Annotated in this window: 14 protein-coding genes; 12 read left to right on the top strand and 2 right to left on the bottom strand. The window is 62.8% G+C overall.

Annotation, left to right across the window (positions count from 1 at the left end; genetic code table 11):
• Nucleotides 1–27: 27 nt before the first annotated feature.
• Together SMD31_RS15890 and SMD31_RS15885 are read left to right on the top strand one after the other, a co-directional pair.
• The gene (locus SMD31_RS15890) at nucleotides 28–366 is read left to right on the top strand and encodes a hypothetical protein (protein ID WP_320501897.1); all 339 of its coding nucleotides are present in this window, start codon (nucleotides 28–30) and stop codon (nucleotides 364–366) included.
• 68 nt (nucleotides 367–434) lie between these two features.
• Nucleotides 435–1,901: a multicopper oxidase family protein gene (locus SMD31_RS15885; RefSeq protein ID WP_320501896.1), complete on the top strand. Its 1,467-nt coding sequence runs from the start codon at nucleotides 435–437 to the stop codon at nucleotides 1,899–1,901.
• A gap of 31 nt (nucleotides 1,902–1,932) precedes the next feature.
• Here SMD31_RS15885 and SMD31_RS15880 read toward each other — a convergent pair whose 3' ends face one another.
• On the bottom strand, nucleotides 1,933–2,328 hold the full coding sequence (locus tag SMD31_RS15880) for a methylglyoxal synthase (protein ID WP_320501895.1): 396 nt from the start codon (nucleotides 2,326–2,328) through the stop codon (nucleotides 1,933–1,935).
• 167 nt (nucleotides 2,329–2,495) lie between these two features.
• On the opposite strand from SMD31_RS15880, the gene tauD reads away from it, so the two are divergent.
• On the top strand, nucleotides 2,496–3,350 hold the full coding sequence (gene tauD / locus SMD31_RS15875) for a taurine dioxygenase (RefSeq protein ID WP_320501894.1): 855 nt from the start codon (nucleotides 2,496–2,498) through the stop codon (nucleotides 3,348–3,350).
• A 25-nt stretch (nucleotides 3,351–3,375) separates the two neighbouring features.
• The gene (locus SMD31_RS15870; protein ID WP_320501893.1) at nucleotides 3,376–4,758 is read left to right on the top strand and encodes an FAD/NAD(P)-binding protein; all 1,383 of its coding nucleotides are present in this window, start codon (nucleotides 3,376–3,378) and stop codon (nucleotides 4,756–4,758) included.
• 185 nt (nucleotides 4,759–4,943) lie between these two features.
• Here SMD31_RS15870 and SMD31_RS15865 read toward each other — a convergent pair whose 3' ends face one another.
• The gene (locus SMD31_RS15865; protein WP_320501892.1) at nucleotides 4,944–5,966 is read right to left on the bottom strand and encodes a sulfate ABC transporter substrate-binding protein; all 1,023 of its coding nucleotides are present in this window, start codon (nucleotides 5,964–5,966) and stop codon (nucleotides 4,944–4,946) included.
• A 240-nt stretch (nucleotides 5,967–6,206) separates the two neighbouring features.
• On the opposite strand from SMD31_RS15865, the gene murJ reads away from it, so the two are divergent.
• From murJ to SMD31_RS15825, 8 genes are all read left to right on the top strand, one after another.
• A complete protein-coding gene (murJ, locus tag SMD31_RS15860; protein WP_320501891.1) occupies nucleotides 6,207–7,748 on the top strand; it encodes a murein biosynthesis integral membrane protein MurJ in 1,542 nt (513 codons plus the stop codon).
• Nucleotides 7,749–7,876: 128 nt separating this feature from the next.
• The gene (locus tag SMD31_RS15855) at nucleotides 7,877–8,671 is read left to right on the top strand and encodes a DeoR/GlpR family DNA-binding transcription regulator (RefSeq protein ID WP_320501890.1); all 795 of its coding nucleotides are present in this window, start codon (nucleotides 7,877–7,879) and stop codon (nucleotides 8,669–8,671) included.
• A 271-nt stretch (nucleotides 8,672–8,942) separates the two neighbouring features.
• Nucleotides 8,943–10,478, top strand: a complete 1,536-nt coding sequence (glpD, locus tag SMD31_RS15850; RefSeq protein ID WP_320501889.1) for a glycerol-3-phosphate dehydrogenase — start codon at nucleotides 8,943–8,945, stop codon at nucleotides 10,476–10,478.
• Nucleotides 10,479–10,483: 5 nt separating this feature from the next.
• Nucleotides 10,484–11,569 (top strand): ABC transporter ATP-binding protein, encoded by a 1,086-nt coding sequence (locus SMD31_RS15845; protein ID WP_320501888.1) that lies wholly within the window; start codon nucleotides 10,484–10,486, stop codon nucleotides 11,567–11,569.
• Between the two features lie 5 nt (nucleotides 11,570–11,574).
• Entirely contained in the window at nucleotides 11,575–12,651 is a 1,077-nt protein-coding gene (locus tag SMD31_RS15840) for an ABC transporter ATP-binding protein (protein ID WP_320501887.1), read from the top strand.
• A 6-nt stretch (nucleotides 12,652–12,657) separates the two neighbouring features.
• Nucleotides 12,658–13,560, top strand: coding sequence for a carbohydrate ABC transporter permease (locus tag SMD31_RS15835; RefSeq protein WP_320501886.1), 903 nt, complete (start codon nucleotides 12,658–12,660; stop codon nucleotides 13,558–13,560).
• Between the two features lie 4 nt (nucleotides 13,561–13,564).
• Complete coding sequence (locus SMD31_RS15830) at nucleotides 13,565–14,356, top strand: carbohydrate ABC transporter permease (protein ID WP_320501885.1); 792 nt, start codon at nucleotides 13,565–13,567, stop codon at nucleotides 14,354–14,356.
• Between the two features lie 17 nt (nucleotides 14,357–14,373).
• Entirely contained in the window at nucleotides 14,374–14,700 is a 327-nt protein-coding gene (locus tag SMD31_RS15825) for a DUF2160 domain-containing protein (protein ID WP_320501884.1), read from the top strand.
• Nucleotides 14,701–14,782 lie beyond the last annotated feature (82 nt).

Here is a 14,782-nt window from a genome sequence, read left to right as displayed (position 1 = left end):
GACCCATTGCGCAGGATGTTTGTCACATTGCTGACCGTTAGTCTCCTGGCCGGGTTGTTCCTGGCCGGGGCGATGCCGGTCATGGCGGCGCCGATGGTCCATGAAGGCGGTGTTAGCGCCGCGCCCATGGTGGATTGCGCGCATCATGACCGCCAATCCAAGCCCTTCGAGCACAAGCATGCCGGCCATGCCGATTTGTCCTGCTGTCTCAACGGCCATTGCCCGATGCTCACCCAAGGCCTGATGCCGGCCGAGGCGATTGGGCAACCCTCCAACCAGGGAAGCCGGCTGCGCCCAGTCCTGGTTTCGCTCCATCGTGGCATCATGGAGAGCCCGACTCGGAGGCCGCCTCGACGCCTTCTCTGATCCGATCTCACGCGGCGCGGACACCTTGTCCCGCGCCTTGCAACACGCTCGATTCAGGGAATTGAACCATGTCCACGCTTTTCTCACGCCGCGCCTTGATGGCGGGCGGTACAGCATTGGCCGCATGCGGCACACTGCCGCGTTTCGCCTTGTCGGCGGAACCTTTCAAACTGGCGATCACCCGCCGCACACTGGTGGTCAACGGCAAAGCCGCCAGCGTCTTTGGCATCCAGCAACCCGACGGCACCGCCGGGCTCACCCTCGACCCCGGCCAGCGCTTCCGGGTCGACCTCGCCAATGAGGCGGGCGAGGATGCCGTCATTCATTGGCACGGCATGACCCCGCCTTATCTGCAGGACGGTGTTGCCGACCAGGACCGGCCGCTGATCGCAGTGGGGAAAACAGCCAGCTATGATTTCGCCCCGCGCACCGGCACCCACTGGATGCATTCCCATCACGGCTTGCAGGAACAGCGTCTGATGGCGGCACCCCTCATCGTGCATTCGGCCGACGATCTCAAGGCCGACATGCAGGAGGTCGTCGTGTTGCTGCACGATTTTACCTTCAAGGATCCCGCCGAACTTCTGGCGGGGCTTGGCGCCAGCGCCATGTCCCATGCCGGTCACGACATGTCCAATATGGGCAACATGGACATGAGCAATATGGACATGGGCAATATGGATATGAGCGGCATGGATATGGGCGCCATGAGTGGTGGCGCCATGGCGATGGACCTCAACGACGTCGACTACGATGCTTATCTCGCCAATGACCGCACGCTTGCCGATCCGCTCGTCATCCGCACCGAGCGCAAGGGCCGCGTGCGGTTGCGGCTGATCAATGGCGCAACATCCACGGCCTTTCATATCGATCTCGGTTCATTGACCGGCAGCGTCATCGCGGTCGATGGCAATGCCGTCCAACCGGTCAGCGCCCGGCGCTTCCCCATGGCGATGGGCCAGCGCCTCGACATTCTCGTCGATCTCCCCGAATCCGGCGGCGCCTTCCCGATCCTTGCCGTGCGGGAAGGGGGCAGAGAGCGCACCGGCGTCATCTTGGCAACGCCGGGTGCCACGGTGGCCAAAGTGGCGGAGCAGGGCACAACACCGGCCGACGCCGTCACGGTCGATTTCGAAACCCGACTGGCCGCCGTCACACCCTTGGCCGCAAAGCCCGTTGCCCGCACCTTGCGCGCAACGCTCACCGGCGGCATGTCACCTTACGTGTGGTCGATCAATGGCGAGACCTTCGGACAGCATCATCCGTTCGAGGTGGGGCTGGGCGAGCGCGTCGTTATCGACATGGTCAATGACAGCATGATGGCGCATCCCATGCATCTCCACGGCCATCATTTCCAGGTGGTCGGCATCAACGGCCGCAGCTTTTCGGGCGCCATGCGCGACACGGTGCTGGTCCCCATCGGCGGCAAGGTCAGCATCGCCTTCGATGCCGACAACGCTGGCCGCTGGCCGTTCCACTGCCACAACCTCCTGCACATGGCGACCGGCATGATGACGGAAGTCGTCTATGCCTGAAGGATGGGCGGCCCCGTTGCGGCGGGTCCGCCTATTTTTTCGCCATGCCGGTGATGAGGAGGCTCGCCGTCGCCTCGTTGCAGGCAAAGGGGATGTCGTAAAGGATGCTGAGGCGGATGAGCGCTTTGACATCGACGTCATGGGGCAGGGCGGTCATCGGATCGATGAAGAAGATCAACGCCGCGACCTTTTTCTCGGCAATGAGTGCCCCGATCTGCTGGTCGCCGCCCAGCGGGCCGCTTTTCAATCGCTTGATCTTCAGGCTGGGGCAGGCGGCGCCGATGATCCCGCCGGTCGTGCCGGTCGCAAAGAGGCGATAGCGCGCCAGCAGCCTTTCATGCGCCACGGCCCAATCGCGCATACGGGATTTCATCTGGTCATGCGCCACAAGGGCCAGGGTGGCATCGCCCGTCTTATTCGCAACCATTTGAAATTCCTTATTTTTACGGCAAGCTCTTGAGAAAAACTTGCGCCCCTGGCAAGAAAGGCTTGTTTGTCTACTAAATCAGTAGAGATTTATTGTCCTGTCCCAACAGAGGGCCGCGAAAGTCTGCCCCGCTGGACCGGAATTGAAAAGAACGGAGAGGTGGTTTCATGAGCAACCGCATCGTCGCCGACCTGATCAAGGTCGAACCCCTCGGTCCCGTCATCGGCGCGCGCGTCGAGGGCATCGATCTCGCCCGGACGATCGATGCGGCGAGCCGTGCCAAGCTTGGCGACGCCCTCATCGCCCACAAGGTCCTGTTCTTCGAAAACCAGATCATCACGCCGCAGCAGCAGCGCAATTTCGCCGCAGCCTTCGGCAAGCTGCATATCCATCCCATCTATCCGCAGGTCGCCGACACGCCGGAAATCATCATCATCGATACCAGCACGCAGAACCTGCCCGACAACGACAATTGGCACACGGACGTGACCTTCATCGAGACGCCACCCTTGGGCGCCGTGCTCTATGCCAAGGAATTGCCGCCGAGCGGTGGTGATACGCTCTGGGTCAATAACGAGGCGGCCTTCAACGCGCTGTCGCCGGCTTTCCGCGCCTTTCTCGAGCGCCTGACCGCGACCCATGATTTTGCCAAATCCTTCCCGGCCGAGCGCTATGCGCGCACGCCAGCCGAGGAGAAGCAATGGCTGGCGGCCAAGGCCAAGAACCGGCCGGTGAAGCACCCCGTCATCCGCACCCATCCCGTGAGCGGCGCCAAGGGCCTATTCGTCAACGAGGGCTTCACCACCCATATCAACGAACTCTCGGCCAGCGAAAGCCGCGCTGTGCTTGATCTGCTCTTCAAGCATATCGGCAAGCCCGATTTCCAGGTGCGCCATCGCTGGAAGACCAATGACGTCGCGATGTGGGACAACCGCTCGACGCAGCATTACGCGGTGGCCGATTATCTGCCGCACCGGCGCGTGATGCACCGCGCCACCATCCTTGGCGATCGGCCGTTCTGATCCGTCATGCCATTCTGATCCCATCATGACCGCCATCGGTGACCAGAGCGGTCGCCGCATCGCCATCATCGGTGCCGGGTTCAGCGGTTCTTTGCTGGCCCTCCACCTGTTGCGGCGATGTCGGCCCGAGGACCGCATTTACCTTGTCGAGCGCAACCAGAATTTCGGTCGCGGCCTCGCCTATGCGACCGGCAATCCCAACCATCTGCTGAACGTCCGCGCCGGCAATATGAGTGCTTTCCCGGACGAGCCCGATCATTTCGTCCGCTGGCTGCAGAATCTGCCGGCCGACCAAAGGGCCGAGATCGGCGACCCCAATGTGGCGAACTTGGGCGCATCGACCTTCGTGCCGCGCCGGGTCTACGGGAATTACATTCAGGAACTGCTGGGCGACAAGATCTGGCGCGAGGGGCAGAGCCATAACCTCTTCCTCCTCACCGACGAAGCGGTGGCGCTGCACCGTGACAGTGACGGCCTCTCGCTGGAACTCGCCGTCGGGCGGCGTTACCCCATCGACCATGCGGTCCTTGCGGTCGGCAATTTCCCGCCCACGGCTTCGACGCCCGGCTATTTCGGCGACCCTTGGAATCCGGCCTGTCTCGACGGGCTCGCCCCCGATGCCCCGGTCCTGATTCTGGGCACCGGGCTCACCTTCATCGACACGGTCCTGTCGCTGCTCGACCGCGGCCACACGGGCAAGATCTATGCGCTTTCGCGCCGTGGCCTGCTGCCGCGCGTCCATGCCGCCGTCCCCGCGCCCTGGAAATACGAAGCGCCGCCCTCGGGCCGCAATCTCGTCAAACTGCTGCGGCAGGTTCGGACCATTGCGCGCATTGCCGAGAAGACCGGGGCCGGGAGGCGTGCCGCGATCGACGGATTGCGGCCGCATACGCAGCGCCTGTGGCAGGAAATGTCGCTCCCCGAGCGCGCGCGTTTCCTGCGTCACTTACGCCCCTGGTGGGACGTGCATCGCCACCGTGCCGCCCCCCAGGTCATGGCGCGGATCGAAGCAGCCATCGCCGCTGGCCAGATCGAGATCATCAAGGGCCGCATCGGTGAGACCACGCGCCTCGACGAAACGAGCGTGGTTCACGTCAACCTGCGCGGCGACAGCGGTCGGCGCGAGCTGGTCGTAGACCGCGTCATCGACTGCTCCGGCCCGCGCTCCGATGCCACCAGGCTCGACCAGAAGCTCATCCAGCAGCTGCTGGCATCCGGCCAGGTCCGGCCCGATCCCTTGCGCCTCGGGCTCGACGTCGATCCAGCCGGCAATGTGATCGACAGGCAAGGCCATGTAACCCCCGATCTCCACGCCATCGGCCCCATCACCAAAGGCACCTTCTGGGAGATCATCGCCGTCCCCGATCTCCGCATCGCCTGCGCGGCACTGGCGGAGCGTCTGCTGTAGCGGCTGCCCGAACCCTCTCGTCATGGTCGGCGAAGGCCGACCATCCACGACTTTGCCTATCGCCGAAGAAAGAAACTCATGGATGGTCGGCCTGCGCCGACCATGACGGATTGAGATCGCAGTTAGACAAACAAAAACGGGGCCATTTCTGGCCCCGTTTCCATGTCGTCTATTTCAGCCGATGATCAATTGGTCGGCTGATAGATCTGGTCGAAGGTCCCGCCGTCGCCGAAATGCTCCGGCTGCGCCTTCTTCCAGCCACCGAACGTGTCGTCGATGGTGATGAGGTTGACCTTGGGGAAGTCCTTCTCATGCGCGGCGGCCACCTTGGGGTCGGTCGGGCGATAGAAGTTCTTCGCAGCGATCTCCTGGCCTTCCGGCGTGTAGAGATAGTTGAGATAGGCTTCCGCCACTTTGCGCGTGCCGTGCTTGTCGACGACCGTGTCGACCACCGCGACCGGCGGCTCGGCGAGGATGCTGACGCTGGGGACGACGATGTCGAACTGATCCGGGCCCAGTTCCTTCACCGCCAGGAACGCTTCGTTCTCCCAGGCCAGCAACACGTCGCCGATGCCGCGCTGGACGAAGGTGGTGGTGGAGCCGCGGGCGCCGCTGTCGAGCACCGGCACATGCTTATAGAGATCCTTGACGAAGGCCTTGGCCGTATCGGCCGAACCGCCCGGCTGCTTCAGCGCCCAGCCCCAGGCCGCCAGATAATTCCAGCGCGCACCGCCCGAGGTCTTCGGATTGGGCGTGATCACCTCGACGCCTTCCTTGGTCAGATCGCCCCAATCCTTGATGCCCTTGGGGTTGCCCTTACGCACCAGGAACACGATGGTCGAGGTATAGGGCGACGAGTTGTGCGGCAGGCGGGCCTGCCAATCGGCGGGGAGGAGCTTGGCCTTGGCGGCGATCTCGTCGATGTCGTAGGCAAGCGCCAGGGTGACGACATCGGCTTCGAGCCCGTCGATCACGGCGCGGGCCTGCTTGCCCGACCCGCCATGCGAGGCTTCGATGGAGAGGTCTTCGCCCGTCTCCTTCTTCCAATGCGCGGCGAAGGCCGTGTTGAATTCCTTATAAAGCTCGCGCGTCGGGTCATAGGACACGTTGAGCAGCTTGGTTTCCGCCTGGGCCAGGCCCGGCAGGGCACTGGCAAGGAGTGTCGCCAGCACCGCGGCGACCGACAAAGAACGTCTCGAAATCAACATCTTGAGCCTCCTGAAGCGCGACTTGGCCCGCGCTGGTTTCTGTCCCCCAGACGGGTGTCTGGTTGCCGGAAATACTAAATCTCTATCGACATAGTAGACAAACGAGCTTCGCTTGAAAAGGCCACAAGTTTTTCTTAAGGCTGCCGCGTTTGGCCGACAGGATGAAAATCGGGCCTGTTATGCTAAACACCTCATAAATCTGGCGATTCTACTTCTCTCTCCGAAAGCACCCGCGCCCCCATGTTTTCCTTGCGCTCCTTCGCCACCGTTGGCGGCATGACCCTGTTGAGCCGAATCTTGGGCTTCGTGCGCGAGGTGATGATCGCCCAGCTCTTTGGCACCGGCCCCATCGCCGATGCCTTTATCGTCGCCATGCGCCTGCCCAATCTGTTGCGCCAGGTCTTTGCGGAAGGGGCCTTCTCGGCGGCCTTCGTCCCGGTCTTCACCCGGCATCTCACCGAGCGCGGCATGTCCGGCGCCCGCATCTTTGCCGAACAGGTGATGGCGCTGCTGCTGGTGGCGCTGCTCATCGTGCTGGTGGCGGCGGAGCTTGCCATGCCCTGGCTCATCCACATCTTCGCCCCTGGCTTCGATGCCGACCCGATGAAGTTCCAGGCGGCGGTGCTCTTCACCAGCATCACCTTTCCCTACATCGTCTTCATGTCGCTCTGTGCCTTGCAGGGCGGCATGCTCAACGGCCTCCACAAATTCGCCGAGAATGCGGTGGCACCGGTCATCCTCAACGCGATCCTCATCGCCACCATGTGGTTCATCAAGGGCGATGCGCTCTTCGTCGGCGAAGCGCTGGCCTGGTCGGTCACGCTATCCGGCCTCGTGCAGTTCCTGTGGCTCGCCAATGCCTGCAGGCGCGCCGGGCTCGCGCTAAGACTGCCGCTACCGCGCCTCACACCCGATGCCGTGCAGCTTTTCAAGCTGATGATCCCCGGTCTCTTCGGCGCCAGCGTGGTGCAGATCAACCTCGCCGTTTCCACCATCCTCGCCTCGCTGCATGCGGGATCGGTCTCCTTCATCTATTACGCCGACCGGCTCTATCAGCTGCCCTTGGCGCTCATCGGCTCGGCGATCGGTGTCGTTCTGCTGCCGGCATTGACGCGGGCCTTACGTAGCGGCGATCCGCAGGCCGCCATGCACATGCAGAACCGCGCCCTGGAACTGGGCCTCGTCCTGTCGCTGCCCTCGATGGTGGGCCTCATCGTCGCGGCACTTCCCATCGTCACCACGGTCTACCATCGCGGCGCCTTCACCTATGACGATGCCGAAGCGGTCTCGATCGCCCTCATGATCATGTCGGCGGGGCTTCCGGCCTATGTCGCCAACAAGGCGCTCACCGCTGCCTTCCTGGCGCGCGAGGATACGACGACACCGTTCCGCCAGGCGGCGATCTCGGTTGCCGTCAACATCGCCATCAGCTTCTCGCTCACCTTGCCCTTCGGCTATATCGGCGTCGCCATCGGCGCCATGGTGTCGGCCTGGGTCAATGCCATCCTCCTTGGCACCATTCTTTATCGCCGCGGCTTCCTGGTCCTCGATGCGCGCTCGAAGCGCACCTTGCCGCGTCTTCTCCTCGCCTGCATCGCCCTCGGCGGTGCCACCTGGGGTGCCGTCTACGTCATCTGGCCGGGGCAACAGGCGGGGACCGAATTGCAGGCGCTCTCCCTCATTGGCATCATTGCCGTGGGTGCGGTGGCCTTTGCGGCACTTGCGTTGCTGTTCCGCGTCGTCGGCATTGCCGAACTGCGCAATCTGCGGCGCCGGCGCTGAAAGCGCCAATCTGCAGTACCGGCGCTGAAGGCGCTTATCTGCCGTACCAGCGTTAAAGGCAATTGGCAGGGCGGCACGCCACCGACTAAGCTGCCGGCCTCGCGATCACTTGACGACCGGACCCGCCCATGTTCACGCCGACGCCCCGTCAGAACGATATCCTTGGCCTTGCCCGCCTCAATGGGCGGGTGAATGTCGAGGAACTGGCTGCCAAATTCGACGTGACACCGCAGACCATCCGCAAGGACTTGAACGATCTGTGCGATCAGCGGCTGCTGACGCGCACCCATGGCGGGGCCATCCTGGCGTCTGGTGTCGAGAACGTCGCCTATGAGGCGCGCCGGCATTTGGCCGATACCGAGAAGCGGCGCATCGGCGAACACGCCGCCTCGCTCATCTCCAACGGTTCCTCGCTTTTCATCAATATCGGCACCACCACGGAAGAAGTGGCGCGGGCCTTGCGCGGCCATGAAGGGCTGCTGGTCATCACCAACAACATCCATGTGGCCGGCATCCTGCTGCCCTCGCAGCGCATCGACGTCATCGTGGCGGGTGGCATGCTGCGCCGGGCCGATGGCGGCATCGTCGGCGAGCAGGCGGTCGATTTCATGTCTCAGTTCAAGGTCGATTACGCCGTCATCGGCGTCTCGGCCATCGACGATGACGGCTCGCTGCTCGATTTCGACTACCGCGAGGTGCGCGTAGCGCAGGCGATCATCGCCAATGCGCGCAATGTCATCCTGGTTGCTGATTCGATGAAGTTCGAGCGCACCGCGCCCGTTCGCATCGGCCATTTGTCCGAGATCAACATGTTCGTCACCGACCGTGCGCCGCCGGAAAAGATCGTCGAGATCTGCCGCCACAGCGGCACCACCGTGGCTGTGGCGCCCGGCGCTCCTGCCGAAGAAAGCGAAACGGCCTAACGGCTTAGCGCTCTTTCGCATTTGCGAAATGCGCAACTCGGCCGGTTCATTTCGTGCGTTTCGACAGCGAATTTGTGCTGAATCGAACGCCAATCACGCCGATATTTTCTCTTGTCTTTCGTTTGGTTTCGTTTAACGATTGCCAGCGAAAGTAACGAAACTGGTCATGTGTGACGACGCCGCCCGGCTTCGGTCGGGTGAGCCAAAGCCCTGTACCGCCTATGGCGCCAGCGGGGGTCGGCCGTGATCAGCAGCGGAGGAATGCCCGATCATGGCCAATACGGCCGACATCTACGACATCGCCGTCATCGGTGGCGGCATCAACGGTTGCGGGATTGCGCGCGATGCGGTCGGCCGCGGTCTCAAGGTCCTGCTGACTGAGCAGAACGACCTGGCCAGCGGCACGTCATCCGCCTCGACCAAGCTCATCCATGGCGGCCTGCGCTATCTCGAGCATTACGAATTCCGCCTGGTGCGCGAAGCGCTGATCGAGCGCGAAGTGCTCTTGAATGCGGCACCGCATATCATCTGGCCGCTGCGCTTCATCCTGCCGCATCACAAGGGCCTCCGGCCCCGCTGGCTCATCCGCATCGGTCTCTTTCTTTACGACAATCTCGGCGGTCGCAAGATCCTGCCCGGCACGCGCTCCATCGATCTGCGCCACGACGCGGCGGGGGCACCCTTGAAGCCCGGTTTCACGCACGCTTTTGAGTATTCCGATTGCTGGGTCGAGGACGCGCGCCTCGTCGCGTTGAATGCCCGTGACGCTGCCGAGCGCGGCGCCGACATCCATGTGCGCACCCGCTGCACATCGGCCCGCCGCGAGGGCGATCTGTGGCGCCTGAGACTGGAAGGTCCCGACGGTCAGGTTATCGATGCCAAGGCGCGGGCGCTCGTTAACGCCGCCGGCCCCTGGGTCTCGAGCTTCCTCGGCGGTGCTGTCGGCATGAATGCGCCTGACAAGATCCGCACCGTGAAGGGCAGCCATATCGTCGTTGAAAAGCTCTTCGACCATGACCGCGCCTATATCTTCCAGAACGCCGACGGTCGCATCTGCTTTGCCATCCCCTATGAGCAGGACTTCACGCTGATCGGCACCACCGATGCCGACTATCAGGGCGAGCCGGGCAAGGTCGCCATTTCGGATGCCGAGACCGATTACCTGATTGCGGCCGCCAACGAATATTTCCAGGCGGCCATCACGCGCGCCAATATCCGCTGGACCTATGCCGGCATCCGCCCGCTTTACGACGACGGCGCCAGCAAGGCGCAGGACGCGACGCGCGACTATGTGCTGCGGCTCGACCAGAAATCGGGCGAGGCACCTTTGCTCTCCGTCTTCGGCGGCAAGATCACCACCTATCGCCGTTTGGCCGAAGCGGCGCTGGAAAAGCTGCAGCCCTTCTTCGCCGGCATGAAGGCGCCCTGGACGGCGCAATCGACGCTTCCGGGCGGCGATTTCCCCGTCAATGCCTTTGCCGCACAGGCGGGTGCGTTGCAGCAGAAATACCCATTCCTAGAGCTTAAACAGGCGCGCCGGCTGATCCGTGCCTATGGCACGCGTGCCGAGCGCATTCTCAACAACGCCAAAAGCGCTGCCGATCTCGGCCGCCGTTTCGGTCCCAGCTTGACCGAGGCGGAGGTTAATTATCTCATGGACCAGGAATGGGCCAGAAGCGCCGAAGACATCGTCTGGCGCCGCTCCAAATTGGGCCTGCATATGGCAGCGACGGATATCGACGCGCTGCAGACCTATATCGCCGGTCGCCTTCACGCGACCGCGCCAACCGCATTAACGGGTAGGTGATCTTCGTGGCAGTTGAACTTGAAAATGTCGGCCTGACGGTGCGGGGTGCGGTGCACATCCACCCCACCTCGTTGCGCCTGGAGCGCGGCACCATCAACGTGTTGCTGGGGGCGACACTCTCCGGCAAGACGACCTTGATGCGCTTGCTGGCTGGCCTCGATCAACCCAGTGCCGGGCGCGTTTCCTATGACGGTCGCGACATGACCCGCGTGCCGGTCAGGAAGCGCAATGTCGCCATGGTCTATCAGCAGTTCATCAACTACCCGGCCTTGAGCGTCTACGAGAACATCGCCTCTCCCTTGCGCGTCCAGGGCGTGCCGAAGGCCGAGATCGAGGCCAAGGTGGCGCGCGCCGCCTCGCTTCTGCGCCTCGAGCCCTATCTGCAACGCACGCCCTTGGAACTTTCCGGCGGCCAGCAGCAGCGCACCGCGATTGCCCGCGCGCTGGTGAAAGGGGCCGATCTCGTCCTCCTCGACGAGCCGCTCGCCAATCTCGATTACAAGCTGCGCGAGGAACTCCGCGCCGAATTGCCGCGCATTTTCAGCGAGAGCGGCGCGGTCTTCGTCTATGCAACGACCGAACCTTCGGAAGCGCTGCTCCTTGGCGGCAACACGGCAACCCTGCATGAGGGCCGCGTCACGCAATACGGCCGCACCGTCGACGTCTATCGCCAGCCGCATGATCGCATCACTGCTGAGGTCTTCTCCGACCCGCCGATGAATTTCGTCGATCTCGAACTCGACGGTTCGCACGCGCATCTCCCCAACGGGCAGCACGTCCCGCAGGTCGGTACGCTGCAGGGCCTGGCTGCCGGCAGTTATGTGGTTGGTTTCCGTCCGAACCATGTCGCCGTCAACAACCGCCCCGGCCTGGTGCCGCTCGCCGCCAAGACGGCGGTCAGCGAAATCACCGGCTCGGAAAGCTTCATCCATGTCGATGTCGGCGGCTTCCGCTGGATCGCGCTGGAGGCCGGCGTCTACGAGCTCAACCCCGGCACCGACCTCACCATCTATCTCGACCCCGCGCGCTTCTTCGTCTTCGACGGCAATGGCCGTCTGGTGCGTGCTCCGCAATCGGAAGGGGGCCGGTAAGCGCCATGGCCAAGATCGAACTCAAGAACCTCGCCCATTCCTACAAGCCCAATCCGACCCAGCCGTCGGATTATGCGCTGAAACCCATGAACATGACCTGGGAGCAGGGCGGTGCCTATGCGCTCCTCGGCCCCTCGGGCTGCGGCAAGACCACGCTTCTCAACATCGTCTCCGGCCTGGTGAAGCCAAGCCAGGGGCAAATCTTCTTCGACGGCAAGGATGTGACGGCGCTGCCGACCGAGCAGCTCAACATCGCCCAGGTGTTCCAGTTTCCGGTCATCTACGACACCATGACCGTCTATCAGAATCTCGCCTTCCCCCTCAAAAACCGCCATGTCCCGGCCGCCGCCATCGATGCGCGCGTGAAGGAAGTGGCCAAGATGCTGGATCTCGAGCGCGATCTAACGCGCAAGGCGCGCGGCCTCACCGCCGACATGAAGCAGAAAATCTCGCTGGGCCGCGGCCTGGTGCGCGCCGATGTCGGCGCCATCCTGTTCGACGAGCCGCTCACCGTCATCGATCCGCATATGAAATGGCAGCTCAGGGCGCAGTTGAAGCGGGTGCATGAGCAATCCAACGTCACCATGGTCTATGTGACGCATGACCAGACCGAAGCCCTCACCATCGCCGACAAGGTCATCGTCATGTATGACGGCGAGGTCGTGCAGATCGGCACGCCGCAGGAACTGTTCGAGCGGCCCGCCCATACCTTCGTCGGCTATTTCATCGGCTCCCCCGGCATGAACGTCATTGCGGCCGAGGTTGCCGGCGATGTCGCCCGCATCGGCCCACACCAGATCGCTTTGGGCCGGCCCGTCACCGCACCCGCCGGTGCGAAGAAGATCGAGCTTGGCATCCGTCCGGAATTCATCACGCTCAACGGCACGGCCGACGGCATTCCCGTGAAGGTGAAGCGGGTCGAGGATACCGGCCGCTTCCAGATCGCCCGTGTCGAGCTCGAAGGCATGCCGCTTGCCGTCATCATGCCGGAAGATGCGCGCATCGATGGCGATGTGGCGCGCCTCAGCGTCGATCAGAAACATCTCCATGTCTATGCCGACGGGCATCTGGTGGAAGGGTAAGGGACCATGGACAAGCCAATCGATAATCGCGCCTGGTTCCTGGCTCTGCCGGTGGTGCTCATCGTCGCCTTCAACGCGATCGTGCCGCTGATGACGGTCGTCAACTATTCGGTCCAGGATACCTTCGGCAATAACGAGTTCTTCTGGAACGGCCTCGGCTGGTTCCAGGAACTGCTCGACCCCTCGACCGATCTCGGCGGCCGTTTCTTCGACTCGCTCGGCCGCAATGCGCTGTTCTCGGCGATCATCCTTGCCGTCGAAGTGCCGCTGGGTGTGCTTGTGGGCCTCTGCATGCCCAAAAAGGGTGCGGGCGTAGCCTTCACCCTGGTCGTCATGGCACTGCCGCTGCTGGTGCCCTGGAACGTGGTCGGCACCATCTGGCAGATCTTCGCGCGTGAGGACATCGGCTTGCTGGGCTGGATCGTCAATCACCTCGGCATCGACTACAATTACACGCTGGGGCCACTCTCTGCCTGGATCACCATCGTCGTCATGGACGTCTGGCACTGGACCTCGCTCATCGCACTCCTCTCTTATGCGGGCCTGCGCTCGATCCCCGACGCCTATTACCAGGCCGCCAAGATCGACGGCGCCTCGCGCTTTGCGGTCTTCATGACCATCGAACTGCCGAAGCTCCGCCGCGTGCTCCTCATCGGCGTGCTGCTCCGCTTCATGGACAGCTTCATGATCTATACCGAGCCCTTCGTCGTCACCGGCGGCGGCCCGGGCAATTCCACCACCATCCTCTCGATCGATCTGGTGAAGCTCGCCTTGGGTCAGTTCGACCTCGGCTCCGCCGCTGCCATGTCGATCGTCTACAACCTCATCATCCTCGCTGCCTGCTGGCTGTTCTACACAGTCATGACGAATGTCGATGCAGACCGCGAAGCAACGCCCAAGGAGGCGTGAGGCCATGAAAAGCCGCCACCTCATCCTCGCTCTCTATCTCATCTTCCTGATGCTGCCGATCTACTGGCTCATCAATATGAGCTTCAAGACGACGACCGAGATCACGACGTCGATGACCTTGTTCCCGACCGCGCCGACCTTGCAGAACTACCACGAGATTTTCACTAATCCGGCGTGGTTCGACGGCTTCGTCTTCTCGCTCACCTATGTCGCGATCAACACCGTGATCTCGATCCTGGTGGCGCTGCCGGCAGCCTATGCCTTCTCGCGCTACCGCTTCATGGGCGACAAGCATCTCTTCTTCTGGCTGCTCACCAACCGCATGGCGCCCCCGGCCGTCTTCGCGCTGCCCTTCTTCAATCTCTATTCGGCAGTGGGCCTCTTCGACACGCCCTGGGCCGTGGCGTTGGCACATTGCATCTTCAATGTGCCGCTGGCGGTGTGGATCTTGGAAGGCTTCATGTCCGGCGTCCCGCGTGAGATCGACGAGACGGCCTATCTCGACGGCTATTCCTTCCCGCGCTTCTTCGTGAAGATCTTCGTGCCGCTGATTGCCTCCGGCATCGGCGTCGCCGCCTTCTTCTGCTTCATGTTCTCGTGGGTCGAGCTCTTGCTGGCCCGCACCCTCACCAACAACCAGGCGATCTCCTCGATCATGACCCGCACGGTCTCCGCGTCCGGTGTCGATTGGGGGCTGTTGTCGGCGGCCGGCGTGCTGACACTCATCCCCGGCGCGCTCGTCATCTGGTTCGTCCGCAACTACATCGCCAAGGGCTTTGCCCTGGGCCGCGTCTAAGAGGAGGGCCACATCCCATGGAAACAGCTTGGATGGCCTGGACCTGGCAAACGGGTCTCTTCTTCGCCTTGCTCGCCAGTGTGCTCACCGTCATGACGCTGCTGGCGATCTTCAAGCCGGAAACCGAGCGCGTGGGTGTGTTGCGCATTCCCACGACGCGCGGCGACCGGCTGTTCATTTCGCTGCTTTGCGCGGCCTTCATTCACATCTTCTGGATCTACCTCATGGGCAACAATCCGCTGACCACGCTGCCCATCGGCGAGGAAGGGTTCGAGGTGACGAGTGTATGGATCGCCACACTGATTTCCCTGGGGCTGGCCGGCGGCATCTTCCGCTGGGTCTGACGTCTTAAAGGGGACAAGAAGACCAATCCGGGTGGGCGTGCATCTCGGGTGGGTCGTGAAGTCAATCGCACGCAAGGAGGAA

Origin of the sequence: Dongia rigui (genome assembly GCF_034044635.1) — a bacterium.
Lineage (GTDB): Bacteria > Pseudomonadota > Alphaproteobacteria > Dongiales > Dongiaceae > Dongia > Dongia rigui.
The sequence above is the reverse complement of the archived record's forward strand: the minus strand, read 5'-3'. Positions and strand labels throughout refer to the sequence as shown.

Bases quoted from the DNA above. Each gene is read 5' to 3' on its own strand.
- SMD31_RS15835 (WP_320501886.1), top strand. From the start codon at position 12,658: ATGGACAAGCCAATCGATAATCGCGCCTGGTTCCTGGCTCTGCCGGTG.
- SMD31_RS15840 (WP_320501887.1), top strand. From the start codon at position 11,575: ATGGCCAAGATCGAACTCAAGAACCTCGCCCATTCCTACAAGCCCAAT.
- tauD (WP_320501894.1), top strand. From the start codon at position 2,496: ATGAGCAACCGCATCGTCGCCGACCTGATCAAGGTCGAACCCCTCGGT.
- murJ (WP_320501891.1), top strand. From the start codon at position 6,207: ATGTTTTCCTTGCGCTCCTTCGCCACCGTTGGCGGCATGACCCTGTTG.
- SMD31_RS15870 (WP_320501893.1), top strand. From the start codon at position 3,376: ATGACCGCCATCGGTGACCAGAGCGGTCGCCGCATCGCCATCATCGGT.
- glpD (WP_320501889.1), top strand. From the start codon at position 8,943: ATGGCCAATACGGCCGACATCTACGACATCGCCGTCATCGGTGGCGGC.
- SMD31_RS15880 (WP_320501895.1), bottom strand. From the start codon at position 2,328: ATGGTTGCGAATAAGACGGGCGATGCCACCCTGGCCCTTGTGGCGCAT.
- SMD31_RS15825 (WP_320501884.1), top strand. From the start codon at position 14,374: ATGGAAACAGCTTGGATGGCCTGGACCTGGCAAACGGGTCTCTTCTTC.
- SMD31_RS15855 (WP_320501890.1), top strand. From the start codon at position 7,877: ATGTTCACGCCGACGCCCCGTCAGAACGATATCCTTGGCCTTGCCCGC.
- SMD31_RS15865 (WP_320501892.1), bottom strand. From the start codon at position 5,966: ATGTTGATTTCGAGACGTTCTTTGTCGGTCGCCGCGGTGCTGGCGACA.
- SMD31_RS15885 (WP_320501896.1), top strand. From the start codon at position 435: ATGTCCACGCTTTTCTCACGCCGCGCCTTGATGGCGGGCGGTACAGCA.
- SMD31_RS15830 (WP_320501885.1), top strand. From the start codon at position 13,565: ATGAAAAGCCGCCACCTCATCCTCGCTCTCTATCTCATCTTCCTGATG.